General features: G+C 69.7%; 15 protein-coding genes. 3 read left to right on the top strand and 12 right to left on the bottom strand.

Annotated elements, in window-relative coordinates; genetic code table 11:
- Positions 1-4: 4 nt before the first annotated feature.
- Positions 5-634 carry a hypothetical protein gene (locus ACQPXB_RS02540; protein ID WP_432849287.1) on the top strand — a complete coding sequence of 210 codons (630 nt, stop codon included), beginning with the start codon at positions 5-7 and terminating at the stop codon, positions 632-634.
- 1228 nt (positions 635-1862) lie between these two features.
- Here ACQPXB_RS02540 and ACQPXB_RS02535 read toward each other — a convergent pair.
- Complete coding sequence (locus ACQPXB_RS02535; protein WP_366577646.1) at positions 1863-3221, bottom strand: MFS transporter; 1359 nt, start codon at positions 3219-3221, stop codon at positions 1863-1865.
- A gap of 202 nt (positions 3222-3423) precedes the next feature.
- Here ACQPXB_RS02535 and ACQPXB_RS02530 point away from each other — a divergent pair, with 202 nt between their 5' ends.
- A complete protein-coding gene (locus tag ACQPXB_RS02530) occupies positions 3424-4017 on the top strand; it encodes a PaaI family thioesterase (RefSeq protein WP_366577644.1) in 594 nt (197 codons plus the stop codon).
- Here the strand turns inward: ACQPXB_RS02530 and ACQPXB_RS02525 are convergent.
- Positions 4007-4726 (bottom strand): helix-turn-helix domain-containing protein, encoded by a 720-nt coding sequence (locus tag ACQPXB_RS02525; RefSeq protein WP_366577642.1) that lies wholly within the window; start codon positions 4724-4726, stop codon positions 4007-4009. The genes ACQPXB_RS02530 and ACQPXB_RS02525 overlap by 11 nt on opposite strands.
- A 217-nt stretch (positions 4727-4943) precedes the next feature.
- Between ACQPXB_RS02525 and ACQPXB_RS02520 the strand changes: the two genes are divergently transcribed.
- Positions 4944-5606, top strand: coding sequence for a DUF4097 family beta strand repeat-containing protein (locus ACQPXB_RS02520; protein ID WP_432849286.1), 663 nt, complete (start codon positions 4944-4946; stop codon positions 5604-5606).
- Positions 5607-6797: 1191 nt separating this feature from the next.
- Here the strand turns inward: ACQPXB_RS02520 and ACQPXB_RS02515 are convergent.
- From ACQPXB_RS02515 to ACQPXB_RS02470, 10 genes are all read right to left on the bottom strand, one after another.
- A complete protein-coding gene (locus ACQPXB_RS02515; RefSeq protein ID WP_366577916.1) occupies positions 6798-9119 on the bottom strand; it encodes a serine/threonine-protein kinase in 2322 nt (773 codons plus the stop codon).
- Positions 9120-10544: 1425 nt separating this feature from the next.
- Entirely contained in the window at positions 10545-11411 is an 867-nt protein-coding gene (locus tag ACQPXB_RS02510; protein WP_432849285.1) for a glutamate ABC transporter substrate-binding protein, read from the bottom strand.
- A 181-nt stretch (positions 11412-11592) separates the two neighbouring features.
- On the bottom strand, positions 11593-13005 hold the full coding sequence (locus ACQPXB_RS02505) for a hypothetical protein (RefSeq protein ID WP_432849284.1): 1413 nt from the start codon (positions 13003-13005) through the stop codon (positions 11593-11595).
- A 95-nt stretch (positions 13006-13100) separates the two neighbouring features.
- Entirely contained in the window at positions 13101-13352 is a 252-nt protein-coding gene (locus ACQPXB_RS02500) for a DUF397 domain-containing protein (protein WP_432857246.1), read from the bottom strand.
- A complete protein-coding gene (locus ACQPXB_RS02495; RefSeq protein WP_432849283.1) occupies positions 13352-14212 on the bottom strand; it encodes a helix-turn-helix domain-containing protein in 861 nt (286 codons plus the stop codon). The genes ACQPXB_RS02500 and ACQPXB_RS02495 overlap by 1 nt, the downstream gene beginning before the upstream one ends.
- Before the next feature lie 108 nt (positions 14213-14320).
- On the bottom strand, positions 14321-15553 hold the full coding sequence (locus tag ACQPXB_RS02490) for a GAF domain-containing protein (protein ID WP_432849282.1): 1233 nt from the start codon (positions 15551-15553) through the stop codon (positions 14321-14323).
- Between the two features lie 132 nt (positions 15554-15685).
- Positions 15686-16849, bottom strand: coding sequence for an acetoin dehydrogenase dihydrolipoyllysine-residue acetyltransferase subunit (locus ACQPXB_RS02485; RefSeq protein ID WP_432849281.1), 1164 nt, complete (start codon positions 16847-16849; stop codon positions 15686-15688).
- Positions 16849-17862: an alpha-ketoacid dehydrogenase subunit beta gene (locus ACQPXB_RS02480; protein ID WP_432849280.1), complete on the bottom strand. Its 1014-nt coding sequence runs from the start codon at positions 17860-17862 to the stop codon at positions 16849-16851. Before ACQPXB_RS02480 ends, ACQPXB_RS02485 begins: the two co-directional genes overlap by 1 nt.
- Before the next feature lie 14 nt (positions 17863-17876).
- Positions 17877-18833: a thiamine pyrophosphate-dependent dehydrogenase E1 component subunit alpha gene (locus ACQPXB_RS02475; protein WP_366577625.1), complete on the bottom strand. Its 957-nt coding sequence runs from the start codon at positions 18831-18833 to the stop codon at positions 17877-17879.
- Positions 18830-19867 carry an ATP-NAD kinase family protein gene (locus tag ACQPXB_RS02470; protein WP_366577623.1) on the bottom strand — a complete coding sequence of 346 codons (1038 nt, stop codon included), beginning with the start codon at positions 19865-19867 and terminating at the stop codon, positions 18830-18832. The genes ACQPXB_RS02475 and ACQPXB_RS02470 overlap by 4 nt, the downstream gene beginning before the upstream one ends.
- Positions 19868-19910 lie beyond the last annotated feature (43 nt).

The following is a 19910-nucleotide window of genomic DNA, read 5'->3' as shown; positions in this document are numbered from 1 at the left end:
TCTGGTGAACCGCGATTTTGGTGAGTTTGACGGCTCGGCTGGACCTGACCGCTCGGGCCACAGCTCCGCCTCGACTGGCTCTGGCTCCGGCTCCGGCCGCGACTTCGACTACGACTCGCATCCCGACCTCGGCTCGGATGCCGACACCAGCTCGGCCCCGACCTCCGACACCGACGTCCGCGCGCTGTTCTCCACTCTCCCGGACGGTCCGCCCCTCACCCTCTCCGCCGCCGACGTCATCAACGACGGCGCCCGCATCCGACGCCGCCGCAAGCGCCTGGCCGTGGCGGGCAGCTCCGTGGCCACCGCGGCGGTCCTCGTCGTGGCGGGCCTCGCCGTGAGCTTCGCGGCCGGCCACCACGGCCCGACGGCGCCCGTCCAGCCCGCGGGCCCCGGCCTGTCGACCATCGCGCCGACGCCTCCCCCGTCGAGCTCCCTGCCGACCGCCCCACCCACCGCCGACACGACTGCCCGTCCGCCCGGTGCCCCGACGCCGAGCCGTTCCGCGGTCCAGGCGCCGGGCCAGCCGCCAGCGTCCCTTCCGTCGAGCCCGCGCACGCCCGTCCGCCTTCCGCCGTCGGCCACCACAATCCCCACGCACGCGAGCGCACCCCCGATCGCCACGACCCGCTGAGACACCGCCGCCCGCACGAGTGGACCGTTGAGTCCGACTGACCGGTGCGAGTGGACCGGCCGCGCCGTGTCACCCACGCGAACGGACCGATCGTGCCGCGCCACCAGCACGAGCGGACCGATCGTGCCGCGCGACCGACACGAGCGGACCAGTCGCGCCGCTCCTGCCCCACGAACGGACCCATCGAGCGACCTCGGCTGCGCGACTGGACCAGTCGTGCAGCGCCACCGCGGCGCGAGCGGACCGATCGTGCTGCGCGGCCGACGCGAGCGGACCGATCGTGCAGCGCGACCAGCGCCAGTGGACCGGTCGTGCAGCGTTCGCAGCAGCGCGAGCGGACCAGTCGCGCAGCGTTCGCAGCGCCAACGGACCTGTCGCGCGGTCCGGCACGAACGGACCGGTCGAGCCACGACCGCCGCGCGACTGGACCTTTCGAGCCGCGCTCGCGTGGCCAGTGGACTGGTCGAACCACGTCGGTGCTGCGAGTGGACCTTTCGCGCTGTTCCGGCGGCACGAGCGGTCCCCTTGCGCTGCATCGGTGTGAGGGGACCAGCCGCACCAGGTCGAATGTGCGAGATGACCGGTCGCGTCGTGGTGGCAGAGCGAGTGGGCCGGTCGTGCCCAGCTGTGTGGCCGGGGGCGGCGGCCGGCTAGTGACCCGGGGCCGAAGCCGGGGCCGGTGGCCCGAGACCCGAGGTCGGGGCGGGGCCGGGGCCGGGGCTGGGGCTGGGGCTGGGGCGCGGGTCGGGGACAAAACAGAGCCCCCAGCGGCCCAGACCTCTCACTCAGTGAGGCCGACAATCCCCTGTTCAGACCACAGTTACCGCCCCACAACCAGGGTGGTCGACGTCACCCCGGCCAGGTGGGTTTTCGGCGAAATATCCGGCCGCCTCGTGGCGATGTTTCCTGTGGTGGTCGACCAAGGCCGCCGACGGACTGTTGCTCAGCCGGTCGAACGAAGAGCGAGCCGGCCCGAGAACTCGAGGAGGAAGCAAAAATGGTGTTCGCCGCACTCATGATCGAAACCGTAGTAGCTGTTGTGGTCGCCGGTGGGCTGGCGACTTGGGCGCGCAAGCGTTTCGCTGCTCCTCGCCCGGTCGAGGTTGCCGAAGTTCGCTGAGCGGAGCAGCCCCAGAGCTGTCCACAGTAGACACAGCAGGCAGACACAGCAGGCAGAAGAGCGGCCCGTCCCCCAAGCAAGGGGGACGGGCCGCGAACACAAAGAACCTCAGCGAGTGGCACCCGCCAACTTGCCACCGGTGTCCGCCGTGTCGATCTGTTCGATCGGCACCTGCGAGGTCTCCGGGATCTTGAAGATCGGCACCAGCGCGATCACGGCGGCGATCATCAGGTAGTACGCCGGCCAGTCGTTGTTGCCCGTGCCCTGAATCAGGGCCGTCACGACGACACCGCACGTACCACCGAACAGCGACGTCGAGACGTTGTAGCCGATCGCGAACGAACCGTAGCGCACGCGCGTCGGGAACATGGCCGGGAAGGTCGAGCCGATCACAGCCAGCATCAGCACCAGCAGGAACGCGACGATGCCGAACCCGACGATCAGCCACAGGATGCTGCCCGACTGCATCAGCTTGATGCTCGGCCAGCTCAGCACCAGGAACCCGATCGCGGCGGTGATCAGCAACGGTTTTCGCCCGATGCGGTCGGACAAAGCGCCCAGCGGCAGGATGATCGCGGCCTGCACGAGCTCCACGCCGATGATGATCAACGTGGACGTGTTGTCGTTGATCTTCAACGTATCCGTGAAGTACGTCGGCATGGTCGTGAGCAGCATGTAGTCCGCGATGTTCAGCAGCAGCACGATGCCGATCAGGTTCAGGATCATCCGCCAGTTGCGGGTGAAGGTCTCCTTCAGCGGCGCCTTCTTCGGCTTGTTGCCGGAAGCCTCGAGCCGCTTGAACTCCGGCGTGTCCTCGAGCCGCGACCGCAGGTACAGACCGATGAGGCCCAGCGGCAGCGCGACGAAGAACGGGATCCGCCACGCCCACGCCTCGACCTGGTCGGCCGGCAGAGAAAGCGTGACCGCGAGCACGACGACGTTGCCCAGCACGTAGCCGCTCAGCGTCCCCAGTTCCAGGAACGACCCGAAGAAACCACGGCGTTTCGTCGGCGCGTACTCGGCGATGAACGTCGCCGCGCCGCCGTACTCACCGCCCGTGGAGAAGCCCTGGATCAAGCGCAGCAACAAGATCGCGATCGGTGCCGCGATGCCCATGCTGTACGGCCCCGCGTACGTCGGCAGCACGCCGACCAGGAAAGTACAGCCCGACATCAGCAGAATGGTGATCGCGAGAACCTTCTGCCGCCCCAGTTTGTCGCCCAGCGGGCCGAAGAACGCCCCGCCGAACGGCCGCACGATGAACCCGACCGCGACCAGCGCCAGCGACTTCAGCACAGCGTTGCCTTCGCCGGGGAAGAAGACCGTGCCGATGCTCGTGGCGATGGCGCCCGAGGTGAAGACGCCGTAGTCGTACCACTCGGTGGCGTTACCCATCGCCGACGCGAGGACTGCCCGTTTGACGGTTCTCTGGTCGACGTCTGATTTCTTCGCCGTTGCCTCACTCATCCCCGCGACGACCTCCTCGTACGCGACCCAGTAGCTCCGATACAGCTCATTTCCCGAGTGTTGTCCGGCTGGGATTAATCGGCAGCGTGAGTCGCGAAAGTTCTACCGTACGGAATTTTCCGACTACTGTGCGCTGAGGAAAACGCGCGCCGCAGGTCAGGCCGCGTACCGCGAACGGCTACTCGCGGGTTAACGTCAGCGCATGAGTCGTGTTTCTGGACCGTGGCCGCCGGTGTCCGTGGAGCCACCCGCCGTGCACCCGAAGGCCCCCGCCGCCGGCACCGAGCTCGGCGTGCACTTCGACGAGTGTTTCGGCTGCGGCGACGAGGTGGACGCGGGTCTGCGCCTGCGTTCGGTCGTCGGCGAGGGGCACACGGTGCTGTCGAAGTTCACCGTGACGCCCGCCCACCAGGGTGCGCCCGGCCTCGCGCACGGCGGACTGCTGGCGTGCGCGTTCGACGAGGCCCTCGGCAGCGCGGTCGGCAACCTGCTGCGGCGCCCGGCCGTGACCGGAAAGCTCGAGACGGACTTCCGCCGGCCCGTGCCCGTCGGCTCGACCCTGCACATCGAGGCCCGCCTGGACGGCACGGCGGGGCGCAAGATCTACGTTTCCGCCGACGGTCACCTCGACGCCCCCGACGGTCCCATCGCCGTGACCGCGCGCGCCCTGTTCGTGGCGGTCGGGTTCGAGCACTTCACGACGCACGGTGACTCGGCGGCGTTGCAGAAGCTGGCCGACGCGCGCGAGAAGCAGCGGCGCGCGCAGGACGGTCAGGAGTGGGAGATCAATCCCTGACCTCGGGTTTCGCGTACAGGATTTCGCGGGCCTGCTCCGCGGCGCGAGCGATGCTCTCGCCGACGAAATCGACAAACCGGGCAATGTTCTCCAGGCGTGCAGCCGCTGGGGTGTCGCGGCCGAGGATCGCAACGCCCTGGCGCGCGGTCTCGGCGAGCTGGGCGTTGGCGCGCGCGCTGGCGAGGACGGACTGGTACCAGACGTCGTTGTCGGCGACGTAGCGCTCGCGGCGGCGTTCGTCGCGTTCCCTGCTGAGCAGGCCCAGGCCGTCGAGAAGTGAGACAGCTTTGGAGACGGACGCGGGGCTGACCTGCAGATGGCGGACGAGTTCGGCGGCGGTGACGCTGCCGTCGTCGCTGATGTAGAGGCAGGTCAGGACGCGGGCGGCCATCCGGGGCAGGCCGGATTGCATGAGGAGGACGGTGAACGTCTCCTCGTACTCGCGGACGGCTTCGGCGTCGCGGCCGTGGGCTTGCGGGACTGCTTGCTGCGGGGGTGCTGCTTTCTTCCGACGGCGGGTGCGGTGCTCCGTGGCGTGGTGAGCCAGGTCGGCGCGGTACGAGGTGGGCCCGCCGTTGCGCATGACCTCGCGGGTGATCGTCGACGTGGGGCGATCGAGACGCCGGGCGATCTCCGCGTAGGCGAGGCTGTCGGCGAGGCCCAGCGCGATCTGCTGACGCTCTTGCCGGGTGAGGCGGCCGCCGGGCATGTGGTTCTCCCTCGTGGTGGTTGCCTGGGTCTTCAGCGTAGCGTTTTGTTTCAGTTCATTGCAACGGCTTTGTTGCGTTAGATTTTGCTCCATCGCAATGATTGTGAGCCTCTGAACTGTTCTTATGCTCGTGTTGTGCAACGAGTTTATTGCCTGATTCTTGAACGCAACGTAGCGTTTCTCATGTCAGAAACAACGAGCACAGGAGCTGATCCAGATGCAGAAGTTCACCACCACCGCCCCGATCTCCGCCTTCGTCGCCATTCCCGCGGGGCGCGTTCAGATCATCGCCGCGGACCGCGCGGACACCACCGTCGAGGTCCGGCCGGCGGACGCTTCGAAGGCGCGCGACGTGAAGGTCGCGGAGCAGACCACGGTCTCCTTCACGGACGGCGTGCTGCGCATCGAGGCCACCGCAAAGAACCAGATGCTCGGCGCGTCGGGCTCGATCGAGGTGACGGTGCAGCTGCCCGCCGACTCGCGCGTCTCGGCTTCCGCGGCCGCCGCCGACTTCCGCGGCGTGGGCCGCCTCGGCGAAGTCTCGTTCGAGGGCTCGCACGGCGCCGTCAAGCTCGACGAGACGGCCGGCCTGCGACTGTCCACTCAGGCCGGTGACGTCTCCGTCGGCCGCCTCAACGGCCCCGCTTCGATCACGACGGGCAAGGGAAACATCGACATCGCTTCAGCCGTCCGCGGCTCGGTCGTGCTGCGCACCTCGGCCGGCGACGTCTCGGTGGCCGCCGCCCCGGGCGTCTCGGCCACCCTGGACGCGGGCACGTCCTACGGCCGGGTGCGCAACTCGCTCCAGAACACCGGCGACGCCGCCCTGACCATCGAGGCGACGACGGAGTACGGGGACATCAACGCACGCAGCCTGTGACGGCGGGTTGGTGCTGGGGATCGCTGGGGGCTGGAGCGGAGCCGGATGGTCGGCTCTGCTCCTTTGCCCGTGGGCCCAGCCGGGAGGACAAGCCCCTGCCCTCCCTGGATCGCTGCACAACTTGGCTGTCTCAGTGTCCAGATCGGCGCGAGGCCCGGTCCCTTGGGCGGCCTCGTTCGAGCGCTGGTCGGCCTGGCGGAGCATTGACCGAGGAATTTGCGCTGCTGGGAACAGGTACCGGCACAAGAGCGGCCGGCGGGCAGGTCCGGATCGACGACGCGACCGCGAACCGTCAGCGAGCCGCCGCCCGAGCAGCATGAACACCATCAGTGCCGGTGGCGGCCTCGCCACAAGAGTTGCGCCAAGCCGAGCGGATCCACGCACCGGCGCGGCCAGTCCACCCAGGCCATCGGCCTTCTTCCACGCCCCGCACACACTCGCGCAACGCAGCAACGACAACGGCGGGTTTGGTGCCGAGGGTTGCTGGGCTGACGCAGAGCCGGACATCCGACTCGGCTCTTTTGCCCTGGGCCCAGCCGGGAGGACAGGCCCCCGCCCTCCCGAGGGGGGGCGTCCCCGAGTCCATTCTATCGGCCCCCACCGACAAAAACGCTGGTGAGAACCTCCGGAGGGGCAGTTATCCACAACCCGGAAGAGTGATTGCGGCGGAGGCGGCAGAGTCAGCCGCGGAGCGGTTACAGCTGGACAGAAGGCCTCGTGAGCGCCCAGGATCAGGGCCCGCGACACGAGCCGCCGGACAGATGCCTCCCCAGCCAAGGCCCGTGCCCACTACGGCACAGGCCCTAGCAAACTCCGGGCGGGCCTACGCGAGCGGAACCGCGCAAGGGGGGCTCAACTTTCGCCCCGGCACTTGCCCGCGCCCACGGCAGGAGCCCCGGACAGAGGCCGCTCCCGGCAGAGGCCTCCTGAGACAGGGCCTGCCCTGGACAGAGCCCACTCAAGACAAGGTCCGCCTGAAACAGCGCCCCCGAGACACGGCCCGCCTCGGACATAGCCGTCCCCCGACAGGGCCCGCGCCCACGACAAGGGCCCTAAGACAGGGTCCGCGACCCGCACTCGACCCGCGAGGGCTCGCGCCCACGACCGGGGCTCCGGACAGAGCCCACTCAAGACACGGTCCGACCGAATAGAGCCCATCCAAGACAGAGCCCACACCCCCAAAACGCAGACCTACGTAAACGTCCTCGGTCGGATCGAGTTTGCCCTGTCCACCAGTGCAACTCGGTCCTCCGTCGACCCCGCCAGTCGCGCCAACGTGCGGTAGCACCGTTCCAACCCGAAGCGCACATCGCGCTCCTCCAGCGCGTACCCCAGGACCTTCGAGGTTTCCGCCGGGGAAGGGGCGGAGGGCGTGCGAAGCCAGTCGTACGCGGCTTCGAGGACTTCGGCGGACAGGCGGGTTCGGCGTTCGGCGTCGAGGTTGAGGCGTTCGAGGCGCAGGGAGGCGTCGAGGAGGTCCTGTTCGGAGATGCGGGACTGCTCGGAGGCGGCGCCAGATTGGGTTTTGATCTTGATGGCGGCGACCTGGGCGTCGATGTAGTGCGTGGAGGTGGCGGGGACCATCTCCAGGACCTCGACGGCGCCGGCGCGGGCGCCCTGGGCCAGGTAGACGCGGGCGAGGCCGAAGGCGGCGCTGACGTAAGTCCGGTCAGTGCGCCAGACCAGTTCGTAGTAGCGCGCGGCGCCGAAGTAGTCGCCGACGCCCTCGGCGCTCACCGCCAAGGCGAGCTTCGGCGCGATTTCGCCGGGGAGGTCGTCGTAGACGGCTTCGAAGGCGACGTGGGCGACGCGCGGGCGGGCGCCGGCCAGCTCGATGAGGCCGCGGTACCAGTCGATGCGCCAGTCGTGCGGGAAACCGTTGCGGATGGCCAGGTACTGGGCCGCCTGGAGCTGGCGCTGGGCTTCCACGAACTCGCCCAGCTCGATGCGCGCGCGGACGATGCGCAGGCGCACCTCGATGGACTCGCGCGGAGCGCCGGCGAGGGCTTCGATGGCTTCGCGCGGGTCGAGGGCGGTGGTGGTCGCCAGGACGCCGGCCGCGGGGTCGTCCGTGTCGACCTGCGGGATCGGCAGGCCGGCGACAACCTCGGCGGGCTCGGGCAGCGGCACGCTCGTGCCGGCTTCGGGGACGACGAGGTGCACGCCGAACGCGCGGCTCTCCGGCCCGAAGACCGTCGACGCGGCCGGCCGCGGTTTGCCCGTGCCGAGCGCCATGATCTCGCGCAGCACGCCCGTGAGCTGGTCGGCCATGTCCTCGGCGGCGAGGAAGCGACGGTCGGGGTCGACGTGCGTCGCGCGCTTGAGGAAGCGGTAGTACGAACCGAAAAGCGCGAACAGCGGCACGGCGTCGGGACCGGGCAGCGACGACTTGAACTTCGTGGTGTAGCCCTGGAACTCGAAGCTCAGCACGGCGAGCGTCCGGCCGACGGTGTAGAGGTCGCTCGAAATCGACGCGCCCTGCGTCGCCAGCTCGGGCGCGCTGTAGCCGGTGGTGAAGAACAGCGGGCTCTCGTAGTCGTCGAGCCGCCGGACGGCGCCCAGGTCGATCAGCTTGAGCTGCTCGTGGGTCTGGATGACGTTGTCCGGCTTGAGGTCGCAGTAGAGCAGGCCCTGGCTGTGGAGGTAGCCGAGCGCGGGGAGGATCTCGAGGCCGTACGCGATGACCTGCCCGATCGGCAACGGCTCCGGCCGCTTGCTCTCCCGGTGGTGCTGCAGCGCGAGCTGCCGCAGCGACTGGCCGCCGACGTACTCCATCACGATGTAGCCGACGGAGTTGCCGGTCTGCGCGTCCGGGTGCTGCACGAAATTGTGGATCTTGACGATGTTCGGGTGCTCGACCTCGGCGAGGAACCGCATCTCGTTGGCGGCGGCGGCCATCGCGGTCGCGTCGCCCGTGTCGATCAAGCCCTTGAGGACGACCCAGCGATCGGAGACGTTGTGGTCCTGCGCGAGGTAGATCCAGCCGAGGCCGCCGTACGCGAGAGCGCCGAGCACTTCGTACTGGCCGCCGACGAGCTCGTGGGGCTGAAGCTTCGGCAGGAACGAGAAGGACGTGCCGCAGTTGTCGCACTTGCCTTCGGGGGTGGCGGGTTTGCCGTCCTTGGCGCGGCCGACCTTCGCGCCGCAGTTGCCGCAGAAGCGTTTTTCCTCGGAGACGACGGGGTTCGCGAGCACGGCCGTCGCGGGGTCGCGGTACGGCACGGGCGGAACGTCGATGAGCCCGGCGCCGAGACGGCCGCGGCGGGAGCGCCGGCTGGAGGTCCGGGAGCCGGTGCGGCGCGAGGTGCCGGGGAACGAGCCGGTGCCGCTGCCCTGGGAACCCTGGGAACCGCCTTCGCTGCGAGTGCCCGTGCCGTGGCCTTCACTGCGACTCGCGGCGACGACGCTGTCCGTGCCCGGATCCGGCAACGACTCCTGCGGCTGCAGACGCGGCGACGGCGGCATGATGCTCTGCGTACCGGGGCTCGGGTTGGCAAGGACGCTGGTGGGCATCGGCGCCGCCGGATCGACGGGCGCGACCGGCTGCTGCGACTGCGGGAGGATGACCGGAGCCAGGTCACCCGGGGGTCGGGTGGGATCTTCCGGCTTGGCTTCGGGGTTTTCGGCGTGGGCGGGGTCTTGCTGCGGACCTGATTCTTGCTGCTGGGCGGCGTCGGTCGCGTTCGGTTCGGCCACGCGGTTGGCCTGCTCGGACGGCTGGCGGCTGCTCAGGTTCGGGTCCGCGGCTTCGCTGTTGCGGTTTCCGGCGTCGGACGGCTGCTGCGCGGAGCTTTCCGGGGTGCGGGTTCCTTGTCCTGGTTGGACTTGCTTCCAGGGGATCGCTGAGTCAGCGGGGCGACCCGGCTGCGAAGACGTGCCCGGGTTCTGGGTGCCGGTGGCGCCCGGCTCAGCGGCGCGGTTCGGCTGAGCGGAAATGCCCTGGCCCGGGGTGCCGGTCACGCCTGGGTCCGCCGGGCGGCCGGGCTGCGAAGAGGGCTCGGCGACGCGGTTGGGCTGCTCGGGAGCCGGTCGGCCGGGAGCGTACTGCCCGCCGGGGTACGGCTGGCCCTGGGTTCCAGGGCGGGCGGGGTGGCGCTGCTGGCCCGTGTGGGACGGGGGCGGGTAGCCGGGTGTCTGGGGGTACGCGCGGGCTTGGGACTGCGGGGATTGCGGGTGCGGCGGGTAGGGCTGGTTCTGCGACGGGGGCTGCTGGCCGTAGGGAGGCTGGGGGTAGCCGGGTTGCCCCTGCTGGCCCGGGCCCTGCTGACCGGGAGCGCCCGGCATCTGCTGGCCTGAACCAGGCTGCCCCTGGCCACCCTGCGGCTGACCGGGCTGGCCCGGACCACCTTGGTACGGCTGCTGCACCCCCTGCACGGGGGTCTGCGGGCGGTAGACCGGAGTGTTGATCACGGTCGGCGACTCGGGGTCCGGCCGAGCGGCCGGGTCGAGGCGGCCGGACACCGACGGCTCCGGCGTGTCCCAGCGAACCGGCGGCGGCGGAGTCCACGAGGGCGTCTCGGCACCCGCGTTCTCGTCCGGCGCGGCGTGCCGAGGACGGCGCGGCTCCTCCGACACAACTACCTCCCGAGATCCCCGCGGAAAAAGTCCCTCATTGATCCTAGTCGGGCACCGCGAAGCCGGGGCCCAGACGCCTCAGGTCCGCCCGAAGGGACCTGCCGCACCCCGGCGCTCGGCCGACGGAACCGCCTGCGGAGCTGGGAACCGGCGCGACTGGACCACTCGCGGACGGATTCGGGTCGACCGGTCCGGTCGCGCGCGCCGCAGCCACCGGTCCAGTCGCGCGCCCGGACCGGTGCGGCCGGTCCGCTCACTCGCAGCGGTGACCCGAACGGTCCCCTCGCACGGTTTGAGCGGCGCAAGCGGTCCATTCGCGCGGGCCTGCCCGGCGCGAGAGGTCCAGTCGCGCGGCGCATCGGACTACTTGTAGTTCGGCGAAGGCGGTGTGGCCGGGCCGAGGCGGGCGCCGACCCATTTCTGGTAGCTGGCGGCCCACGTGCCGTTGGTGCGGGTGGTTTCGAGGACCGAGTTGACGTAGCGGACGAGGTCCGGCTGGTCCTTGGGGATGCCGATGCCGTAGTTCTCCGTGGTCATGGGGGCGCCGGCGACCTTGACGGTGGGGTCTTGGGCGGCCATGCCCGCGAGGATGGTGTCGTCGGTGGAGACGGCGTCGACCTGGTGTTGCTGGAGCATGATGAGGCAGTCGGACCAGTTGTCGACCGAGACGGCGGTGGGGTGGGCCGGATCGGTGGCGATTTTGGCCAGCGAGGTCGACTGTTTGGTGGCGCAGACGCGCTTGCCCTTGAGGTCCGACAGGGATTCGGCGTTGGAGGCCTTGGGCACCAGGATCTTCTGGCCGGCGACGTAGTACACCGACGAGAAAGCCACGTCCTTCAACCGCGCGCACGTGATCGAGTACGTCCGGACGACGATGTCGACCTGGTGATCCTTCAGCACCTGCTCGCGTTGCGACGAAGCGATCGCCCGGAACTGCACGTGGCCCTCGGCGGAGCCGAAGATCGCGGCGGCGATCTGGTTGACCATGTCGATGTCGAAGCCCTCGAGGTTGCCCGTCTTGGGGTTCCGGAAGCCGAACAGGTACGTGGTCTGGTCGACGCCCGCGATCAGCTTGCCGCGGGCCTTGATCTTCGCCACCGAGGGCGACGACGCGGACGCGCCGGCCGGCGACAGGCTGGCCGTCGGGTCGCAGCTGGTGTCGGACGAGCCGCCGGCGGAGGCGTCGGGGCCGCTGACGCCCGCGGGCATCGGCCAGGCCGCGTCACTCACCGGGGCCAGGTCGATCGGCTGAGCTGCCGAGCCGCACGCGGTGGCCAATACCGCGACCACTGCCAATGCGGCTGCCCGGAACAAGTGACGCGACCGAATCACCGGTACTCCCTCAATCTCCGCCGTCTGCAGGTCACGCTGCCGGCTGCCGTCGATCTCCGTCTCACGCGCGCACCCGACGTCACCGGTACTCCCGCAGACGTTCCCGGACGCCGACCGTCACGCCGCCCGCCGCGAGCACCGCGAGGGCGCCGACACCGGGGGCCAGGGCCGTCAACGCGTTGCCGCCGGCCTGGGTGTCGTCCAGGAACTCCTGGCGGCACACCTCGATGGCGTCCTGGAGGTTGGCGTCAAGGCGCGCGAACGCGGCCGCGGCACTGCCTTGACTGACGGACGTCGCGAAATCGACGGCCTGCTGGTACTGCCCGGAATCGTCCAGCTTGCGGACTTCCAGGTGGGCCAGCGACCACTCGCGTGCGGCTTGTTCGGCGGCCTCGATCTTCTGCTGGCCGGGCGTGCCGGCGGCGAGGTCACGGGCCTGGCCGAGCAGGCCGCCTTGGCCGTCGGCGCCGACGAGCTGCTCGGCGAGCTTGATGAACTGCTGTTCGTAGCTGGCTCCGTCGCCGCGGGCGACCAGGGTCAACGTCTCGTCGGCGCGGGCCTGCAGGGCGGCGATGCGCGCGCGGGCGAGCACGTCGACCTGCGAGCTGCCGTCGGTCTTGCCCGCGCCGACCAGGCTGCCCTGCACGACGAGCGCCACCGCGCCCCACAGCATCGACAGCACGATGCACGCCGTCGCCACCAGCAAGCCGATGTTGATGACACGGTTGGTCTTGCGCGTGAGGTACACCTGCGTGACGACCAGCGCCGCCGCCAGCACCAGCAACAGCGCGACGGCCGCCCACGGGAACCCGGTGCTGTCGTCCTGCTCGGCGGCGAGCTTGTCGGTGTCCGCGCGGTACAGCGCTTCGGCCGCGGGCAGGATCGTCGTCCGCATCAGCTGCGAAGCCTCGCGAAGGTACGAAGCACCCGAAGGGAAGCCCTGACGGTTGTTCGCCCGCGCCGTCTCGACGATCCCGGTGTACACGGGGATCTTCTGGTTCAGGATGTCCACCTGGTGAGCGGCGTCACCCACATCAGCGGTGTCCGACGCGGCCTTCGCCAGCGCCGAACCGGCCTCCGCGATGTCCTGCTCGTACTTCTTGCGTAGCTCCGGCGGCTCGGTGCCCACCGACAGGAACGTGGTCGCCGCCGTCGCGTCCGCGTCGGACAGCGAGCGGAACACCTGCTGCGCCGCCGACGCGAGCGGTTCGCGGTAGCTGATCAGGCCGGAGATGGTGTCGTCCTTGTTCTGCGCCGACAGCGTGCCCACGAGCCCCGCCACCAGCGACAGCAACACCAACCCCACCGCGATCACCGAAAGCCGGCCCGGCGTGGTCGCCGCCGATCTCACGACCGCGCGCACCGCCTGGCCCGGCAGCTCCAGCAAGCCCGCGATGCCGCTGCGGCCCTCCGGTTCCTCAGGCGGGGGCGCGGAAGCACCCGTACCGCCAGTGCCCGCAGACGTCTCCGGCCGCGTCACCGTGCTGGTCATCCCCGATCCTCCCCGTACGCCACCCGCAGAAGGTAGCCGGTCGCGGAGCGCCGGGCGAACCTCACCCGGAAGGTGTCACCAGCACGTGATCTCGATCAGCGCCCGGCAGGGGAAGCAGCAGCCGCCAAGAACGCGGTCCAGGCTTCAGCCGAAACGGTGAGGTGACCCGCACCACGATCCTTCGTGTCCCGCACGCCGATCTCGATCGACGGGGTGGCGGTCACCTCAACGCAGTTCGCCTGAGTAGTGCTGTAGGAGCTCTTGCTCCAGGCCCCAACCTCAACGCAGTTGGCCTGGTCAGTGCTGGAAGAACTCTTGCGCCAAACGGGCTGAAACCCGGGGGTCATCATGGTGATTGCTCCTCCTGTGTCGGCACGCCGATCGTATCGGCAATCAGCCGAGAGGAGTCCTCTGGTGACATGGCGATGGCACGAAGCTCACGCCAGGCAAGACGAATACTGCTGACCAGGTCTGTTTCTTCGAGGAAGCTGCTGGTGCCTCGGCTCTCCACGTAGGCGAGGGCGGGTTCGTCGGCGTACTCCAGGACCACGAACGGTCCGGTCAGGCCGGGGTGCGGTGTCGCAGCGAACGGAACCACCTGAATCGTGACGTTGGAACGGCGGCCCATCCGCAATAGATGTTCCAGCTGCGCAGCCATGATCTCAGAGCCGCCAACCGATCTCCGCAACACCATTTCTTCGAGAAGCAGATGCACTGCGGGCCCATCTCGGCGACTCACGATCGTCTGACGAGTGGCGCGCGCGGCAAGCAACCGCTCGACCTCGTGGTCGGCGAGCTGCGAGTTGACTCCATGAATCAGGGCTCGCGAGTATTCGGGAATCTGCGCCAGCCCCGGAACCACCATCGTCTCGAAGTTCGAGATCGCAGAGGCAGTCTCCTCGAAGCGAATCAGGTCCTTCCAGCGCGGCGGTAGCGGTCCGTTCGTCTCGTGCCAGTTGCGTTGTTCGCCGTCGCGGAGAAGCTCCAGCAGCTCTTGGCGTTTGTCCTGCGGTGCGCGCAAGAAGCCGAGGATGGCGGAGACGTCGTCGGCGTACAGGCCGCGGTCGCCGGTCTCCATGCGGCTGATCTTGCTCTCCGAGAAGCCGAGGCCGTCGGAAACCTCTTTGCACGTCATGCCCGCCGCCATGCGCAGCGTCCGCAGCTCCGCGGAGACCCGGCGCTGCCGCACCGATGTTCGCTTGGTCATGGTGCACACCATCGCCGCTTGCCACGCGGGCAAGAAAGATCACTCACACCAATGGTGGTTGCGCGTACGCGGGGCAACCCGCGCGTGCCACTGCTTCGCAGGCCAAAACTAGCCCGCTACAGCAGATCCGTCAGGTCCGTGCACGACGACTTCGAGGTTGTCGGCGAACCGGTACGGCCGCCCCACGATGATCCCGCCGACGATCCGCCGCAGCCGCGAAACCTCGGCGCGGACGGTGAGCGTGCGCGTCGCGTCGCCGAACAAGACGGACGACAATTGTGAGGCGCTGCAGCCGTTTCGGTGGGTGGCGAGGGCGTGCAGGAGCTGTGCGTGACGCGGGGAGACGCGGTGGGTCCATTCGCTCGTGGCGCCGTAAACCGTGAGCATCGGTTCGCCGGGGACGCGCAGGTCCAGGGAAACCCGGATCGGTGGCGCGGCTTCGGAGTCGGCCAGGCGGATGAGCCAGCCGCCGGGCAGTGGTTCGACCACGCAGTGGCCGTGGGCCGGCAGCCACAGCGGACCCGGCCCCACGGACGCGGGCAGCGGCAGCCGGCCGGCGGGCGCCAAGCCGGTGGCGGCGGCGATCCAGCCGTGTGGATCGGTGACCAGCGCGCGGCCGGAAACCTTGGCCAGCAAGGGAACTGCGATGCCGCGCAGGCGTTCGAGGTCGGTCAGGTGCGAGGTGCGCAGCTGGGACTCGGCGAGGCGGCCGACGGCGTCGACGAGGGCGAGGGTGGTGGCGTGGACCGTCGAGGCGGGGCCGGAGAGGTCGACGACGCCGAGGAGCCGGCCGTCGCGGGGATCGTGCAGCGGGGCGGCGGCACAGGTCCAGTCGTGCTGGGCGCGGACGTAGTGCTCGGCGGAGTAGACCTGCACCGGCCGCCGGGCGACGAGCGCCGTGCCGATGGCGTTGGTGCCGACGGCTTCTTCCTGCCAGTCGACGCCCTCCACGAACCCGAGGCGGTCGGCGCGGCGGCGGACCGGGACGGAGCCGTCGCGCCAGAGGACGTGGCCGGCGGCGTCGACGATCACCATGATGTGCGCGGCCTGATCGGCCAAGCTCAGCAGGCCGCCGCGCAGGATCGGCAGCAGGGGCGCGAGTCCGCTTTCGCGGCGGCGTTCTTCGAGCTCGGCGACGTCGAGCACCGGCGACGACGCGCCACGGTCCGGATCGACGCCGAGCGCCTGCACCCGCGACCATGACTCGCTGATCACCGACCGCGGCGCACTGGGCAGCTCTTCGCCGGCGATGGCTGCCTCGTGGACGCGGGCGAGAGCGCGCGCGTGCCGCCGGGGGTCGACCCCGACCGGCAACGCTGCCTCGAGGTGCTGCTGGCCCAACCACCGCTCCTCGTCCGACTCCCCCAACGCACCCAACGCCACATTGGGGTGCTCCTCACCCGGCTTCCGGCGCCAGTGTGCCGGTGAGCGGGCCGTGATCGGAAGAGGCGGTGACTTCACCGACAGAGTCGATCAAGGGCGTAACGGCGTCGATCTCGGCCGTGACGATCCCTCCGTCGCTCTCCCGGCAACCTCGACCACGGCTTCGACCACGGCCGACGGTTTCTCCAAGTGCACCAGGTGGCCGGCGCCTTCGACGCGGTGGACGTCCGGGAGACCGGCGGCGTTTTCGGCCGGGAGCACGGCGTCTTCACTGCCCCAGACCACGGTGACCGGGCCGCCGTACTGCGCCAGGAGCGGGGCGACGTGCAGAGCCGGGCTGTCGTCGTCTTCGAGCAGGGTGGTGAGGAGCTTCTCCAGGACGCGGTCGACGCCGTCGAGGCGTTTGTACTTGAGGAGGTCGTCGGCGAGACGGCGCGTGACCAGGTCCGGGTCGGCGAAGAGGGCACCCAGGTGCGGTTTCAGCTCTCGCCTCGACGTGGCGGTGGCGAACCCGCGCAGGTAACCCGCGTTGATGCGGTCGCCGAAGCCCGCCGGGGCCACCAGCGTCAGCGAAGAGACCTTCGCGGGTTGCGCCGCGGCGGCGGCCACGACGACGGCGCCGCCGAGCGAGTGGCCGACGAGGTGCGCTCGGGTGACGTTGAGTGTTTCCAGGAAGCCGAGGACGGCGTTGGCGAGGGTGGTGAGCGAGCCGTCGCCGACGTCCTTGGTGGACTCACCGTGACCGGGGAGGTCGAGGGCGTGGACGGTGCGGCCGTCGGCGAGCGGCTCCTGGACGAAGAGCCAGGAGTTCTTGTCGCCGCCGTAGCCGTGGACGAGGACGACAACCTCGCCGTCCGCACCACCACCGTCACCGAGCGTGGCGTAGCTGAGCTTGCGGCCGTCGACCTCGACGGTGCCGGTGACCGGTCCCGCCGCCTCCTCGACCACGCCTTCGGCCAGCTCCCGCAACGCGACCTCAGCGGCTTCGTCGACCTCGGCGTCGGCGACGGAGGCGGGCGCGACCAGGGCGATCGTGGCGCCGACGGGCACGTCCTCCCCCGCCGGCGCGATCACCCGGCGCAGCACGCCGGAGCCCGGGGACTCCAGCGTGCCGGTGATCTTGTCGGTGTCGATGTCGACGAGATCGTCACCCTCGGTGATCTCGTCGCCTTCGGCGGCGAGCCAGTCGGTGATGCGGCCCGTCTTCATCGACAAGCCCCACTTGGGCATGGTGACGCGCTGGATGTCGGCCATCAGCGAGTCCAGCCGACCACGGCTTTCGCCGCGTTGACCACCTGCTGGGGGCCCGGGATGTAGAGGTCTTCGAGCGCGTCGGAGAAGGGCACGGGCGTGTGCGGCGGCGTGACCATCTCGATCGGCGCCCGCAGCGACGCGAACCCTTCACGGGCCACGAGCGCGGAAATGTCCGTGGCGAGGTTGCAGCGCGGGGAAGCCTCGTCGACGATCACGAGGCGGCCGGTGTTCTCGACGCTTTCGAGGATCGTCTCGGTGTCGAGGGGACTGGTCGTGCGCGGGTCGATCACCTCGGCCTCGATGCCGCTTTCGAACAGCTCGTGCGCGGCTTCCTCGGCGACACCGACCATGCGGCCGATCGCGACGATGGTGATGTCACCGCCGTCGCGCAGGACATTGGCTTCGCCGAACGGAATCGTGTAGCTGTCTTCGGGGACTTCGCCGGTGGTGTCGTAAAGCGCCTTGTGCTCGCAGAAGATCACCGGGTCGTCGTCGCGAATGGACTGGATGAGCAGGCCCTTGGCCTCGTACGGGCTGGAGGGCACCACGACCTTGAGGCCCGGGATGTGCGTGAAGATCGGGTACAGGCACTGGGAATGCTGGGCGGCCGCCCGCAGGCCCGCGCCGTACATCGTGCGGATCACCACGGGCGTGCGCGCGTTGCCGCCGAACATGTAGCGGAACTTGGCTGCCTGGTTGAAGATCTGGTCGAAGCAGACGCCCATGAAGTCGATGAACATCAGCTCGGCCACGGGCCGCTGGCCGGCCGTCGCGGCGCCGATGGCCGCGCCGATGAAGGCCGACTCCGAAATCGGCGTGTCGAGCACGCGACCCGGGAAGCGGTGGTAAAGCCCTTTGGTGACACCGAGAACGCCGCCCCACGCGTCGTCCTCACCGGGGCTGCCCGCGCCGCCGGCGTTGTCCTCGCCCATCACGATAACCGACTCGTCGCGCTGCATCTCCTGCGCGAGGGCCTCGTTGATCGCTTCGCGGTAGCTGATCGTGCGTGCCATGACTCGCGCTCCCTTCAGTACGAGACGTAGACGTCGGTCTCCAAGTCGGCTCGGGTGGGTTTCGGTGCGGCTTTGGCTTCCGCCACGGCTTCTTCGACGAGTTTCGCGACTTCGGTGTCGACCTCGTCGAGGCTTTCCGCGGACAGCTCGCCGCTTTCGACGACGCGCGTGCGGAAGCGCTTGAGGCAGTCGAGGTTTTCGCGGGCGTTTGCGACCTCGTCGGCGCGGTAGCTCTGCTGGTCGCCTTCGAAGTGGCCGAAGTAGCGCGTGAACTTCACTTCCAGGAGCGTGGGACCGCCGCCGTTGCGGGCGCGGTCGATGGCCTCGCCGGCGGCTTCGGTGACGGCGAAGAAGTCGTAGCCGTCGACGATCACGCCCGGCATGCCGAAGCCCGCGGCGCGGTCGGCGATGTTGTCCGAGGCCACCGACCAGGTGCTGGACGTGGCTTCGGCGTAGCCGTTGTTCTCGGCGACGAAAAGCGCGGGCAGGTTCCAGACGGACGCGAGGTTGAGGGCTTCGAGCGTGGTGCCCTGGTTGCTGGCGCCGTCTCCGAAGAAGGCGACGCCGACGCCACCGGTCCCCTGCTGCTTCGCGGCGAGCGCGGTGCCGCAGATGAGCGGTGGGCCGCCGCCGACGATGCCGTTGGCGCCGAGCATGCCCTTCGACAGGTCGGCGATGTGCATCGAGCCGCCCTTGCCGTGACAAGATCCCGTGGTGCGGCCGTAGATCTCGGCCATCATGGCCTTCACGTCCACGCCCTTGGCGATGCAGTGGCCGTGGCCGCGGTGGGTGCTGGCGATGGTGTCGCGGCGGTCGAGATGGCGGCAGACGCCGGCGGCCGAGGCCTCCTCGCCGGCGTAGAGGTGGACGAAGCCGGGGATGTCGCCGCTGGCGAACTCCTCGTGCACGCGTTCCTCGAACGCGCGGATCGTGCGCATGGTGCGATAGGCCTCCAGCAAGGTTTCCGTCATCGTCGACGCTCCTTATTCGGTTCGTTCGCGGACGTGGTGCGCAACAACCCCCGTCTGGCCGCTTCGGCCATCACCGCGCGGACGTCGACGCACCACGGCCCATCGGACCGGAGCTCGACGTACGCGCTCTCCCCTGGCTTGAGTTCGAGCTCGCGCTCTCCGTCGACGGCGATCACGCCACCGCCGGCGGCGAGGTCCACGCGCATGCCCTGCTGGAGCACGCCCCAGCCGCGCACGCCGACGGCTTTCACCAGGCCGGGGGCGATGGGCGCGTGGACCACGTGCGGGGTGACGCCGACGGGCCCGAGCTTGAGGGCGACGCCGTCGGCGCTGGACCGCGGGCTCGGGCAGAGCTGGCCCGCGATGCTGGACAGGCCGATGCCGTCGGGCTCGGCGAAGGTGCAGTAGAGCTCGGTGAGCGACGCGGGATCCCACAGCGCCTTCGCACCGACGTGCTTGCTCAGGGTCACGGCGACGTCCACCAGAGCGATCTCGCGGCGCGCCTTGGTGACGACTTCGAGCTTGCTCACGCGGTGGGTGACCAGGTCGGGGTCGATCTGACCGCTCGCGATGAAGCCGGCTGCGAGACCCGCGACGGTGGCTTCGCGCATCTGCGGGAAGGCGTTGTTGGTGCCGGTGGACAGCGCGAGCAGCGGCACCTCGCCACACGCCTTCGCGGCGACCCGGGCCGTGCCGTCGCCGCCGAGGCACACGATCACGCCGGCGCCCGCATCTACCATGCGGCGGACGGCGTTCATCGTGTCCTCCGCGGTGCCCGTGAGCGGGTCTTTGTCGCAGAACTCGACACCCGGCAGCGGATGGCGCCCGAGCTGCCGGAGAACGGCTGCGGAAATGCCACCGAGGTCCGTGGAAACGAGCGTTCTCCCCACGCCCGTGATGGCCAGCGAGGCCAGCACGCGCTGGACCATGTTGGCCTTCTCGGCCGTCGGGAACACGGACGCCTGCGCCACCAGCCGTCGGATGTCCCGCCCCGACGCCGGGTTGGCAACGATGCCCGCCACACCTGGGCCCACCACAGATCTCCTTGTCCTGCTTGTGCCGGTTCAGCAGACCGTG

The sequence above is a fragment of the Amycolatopsis sp. CA-161197 genome, from assembly GCF_050942255.1.
Taxonomy (GTDB): Bacteria; Actinomycetota; Actinomycetes; order Mycobacteriales; family Pseudonocardiaceae; genus Amycolatopsis.
The sequence above is the reverse complement of the archived record's forward strand: the minus strand, read 5'-3'. Positions and strand labels throughout refer to the sequence as shown.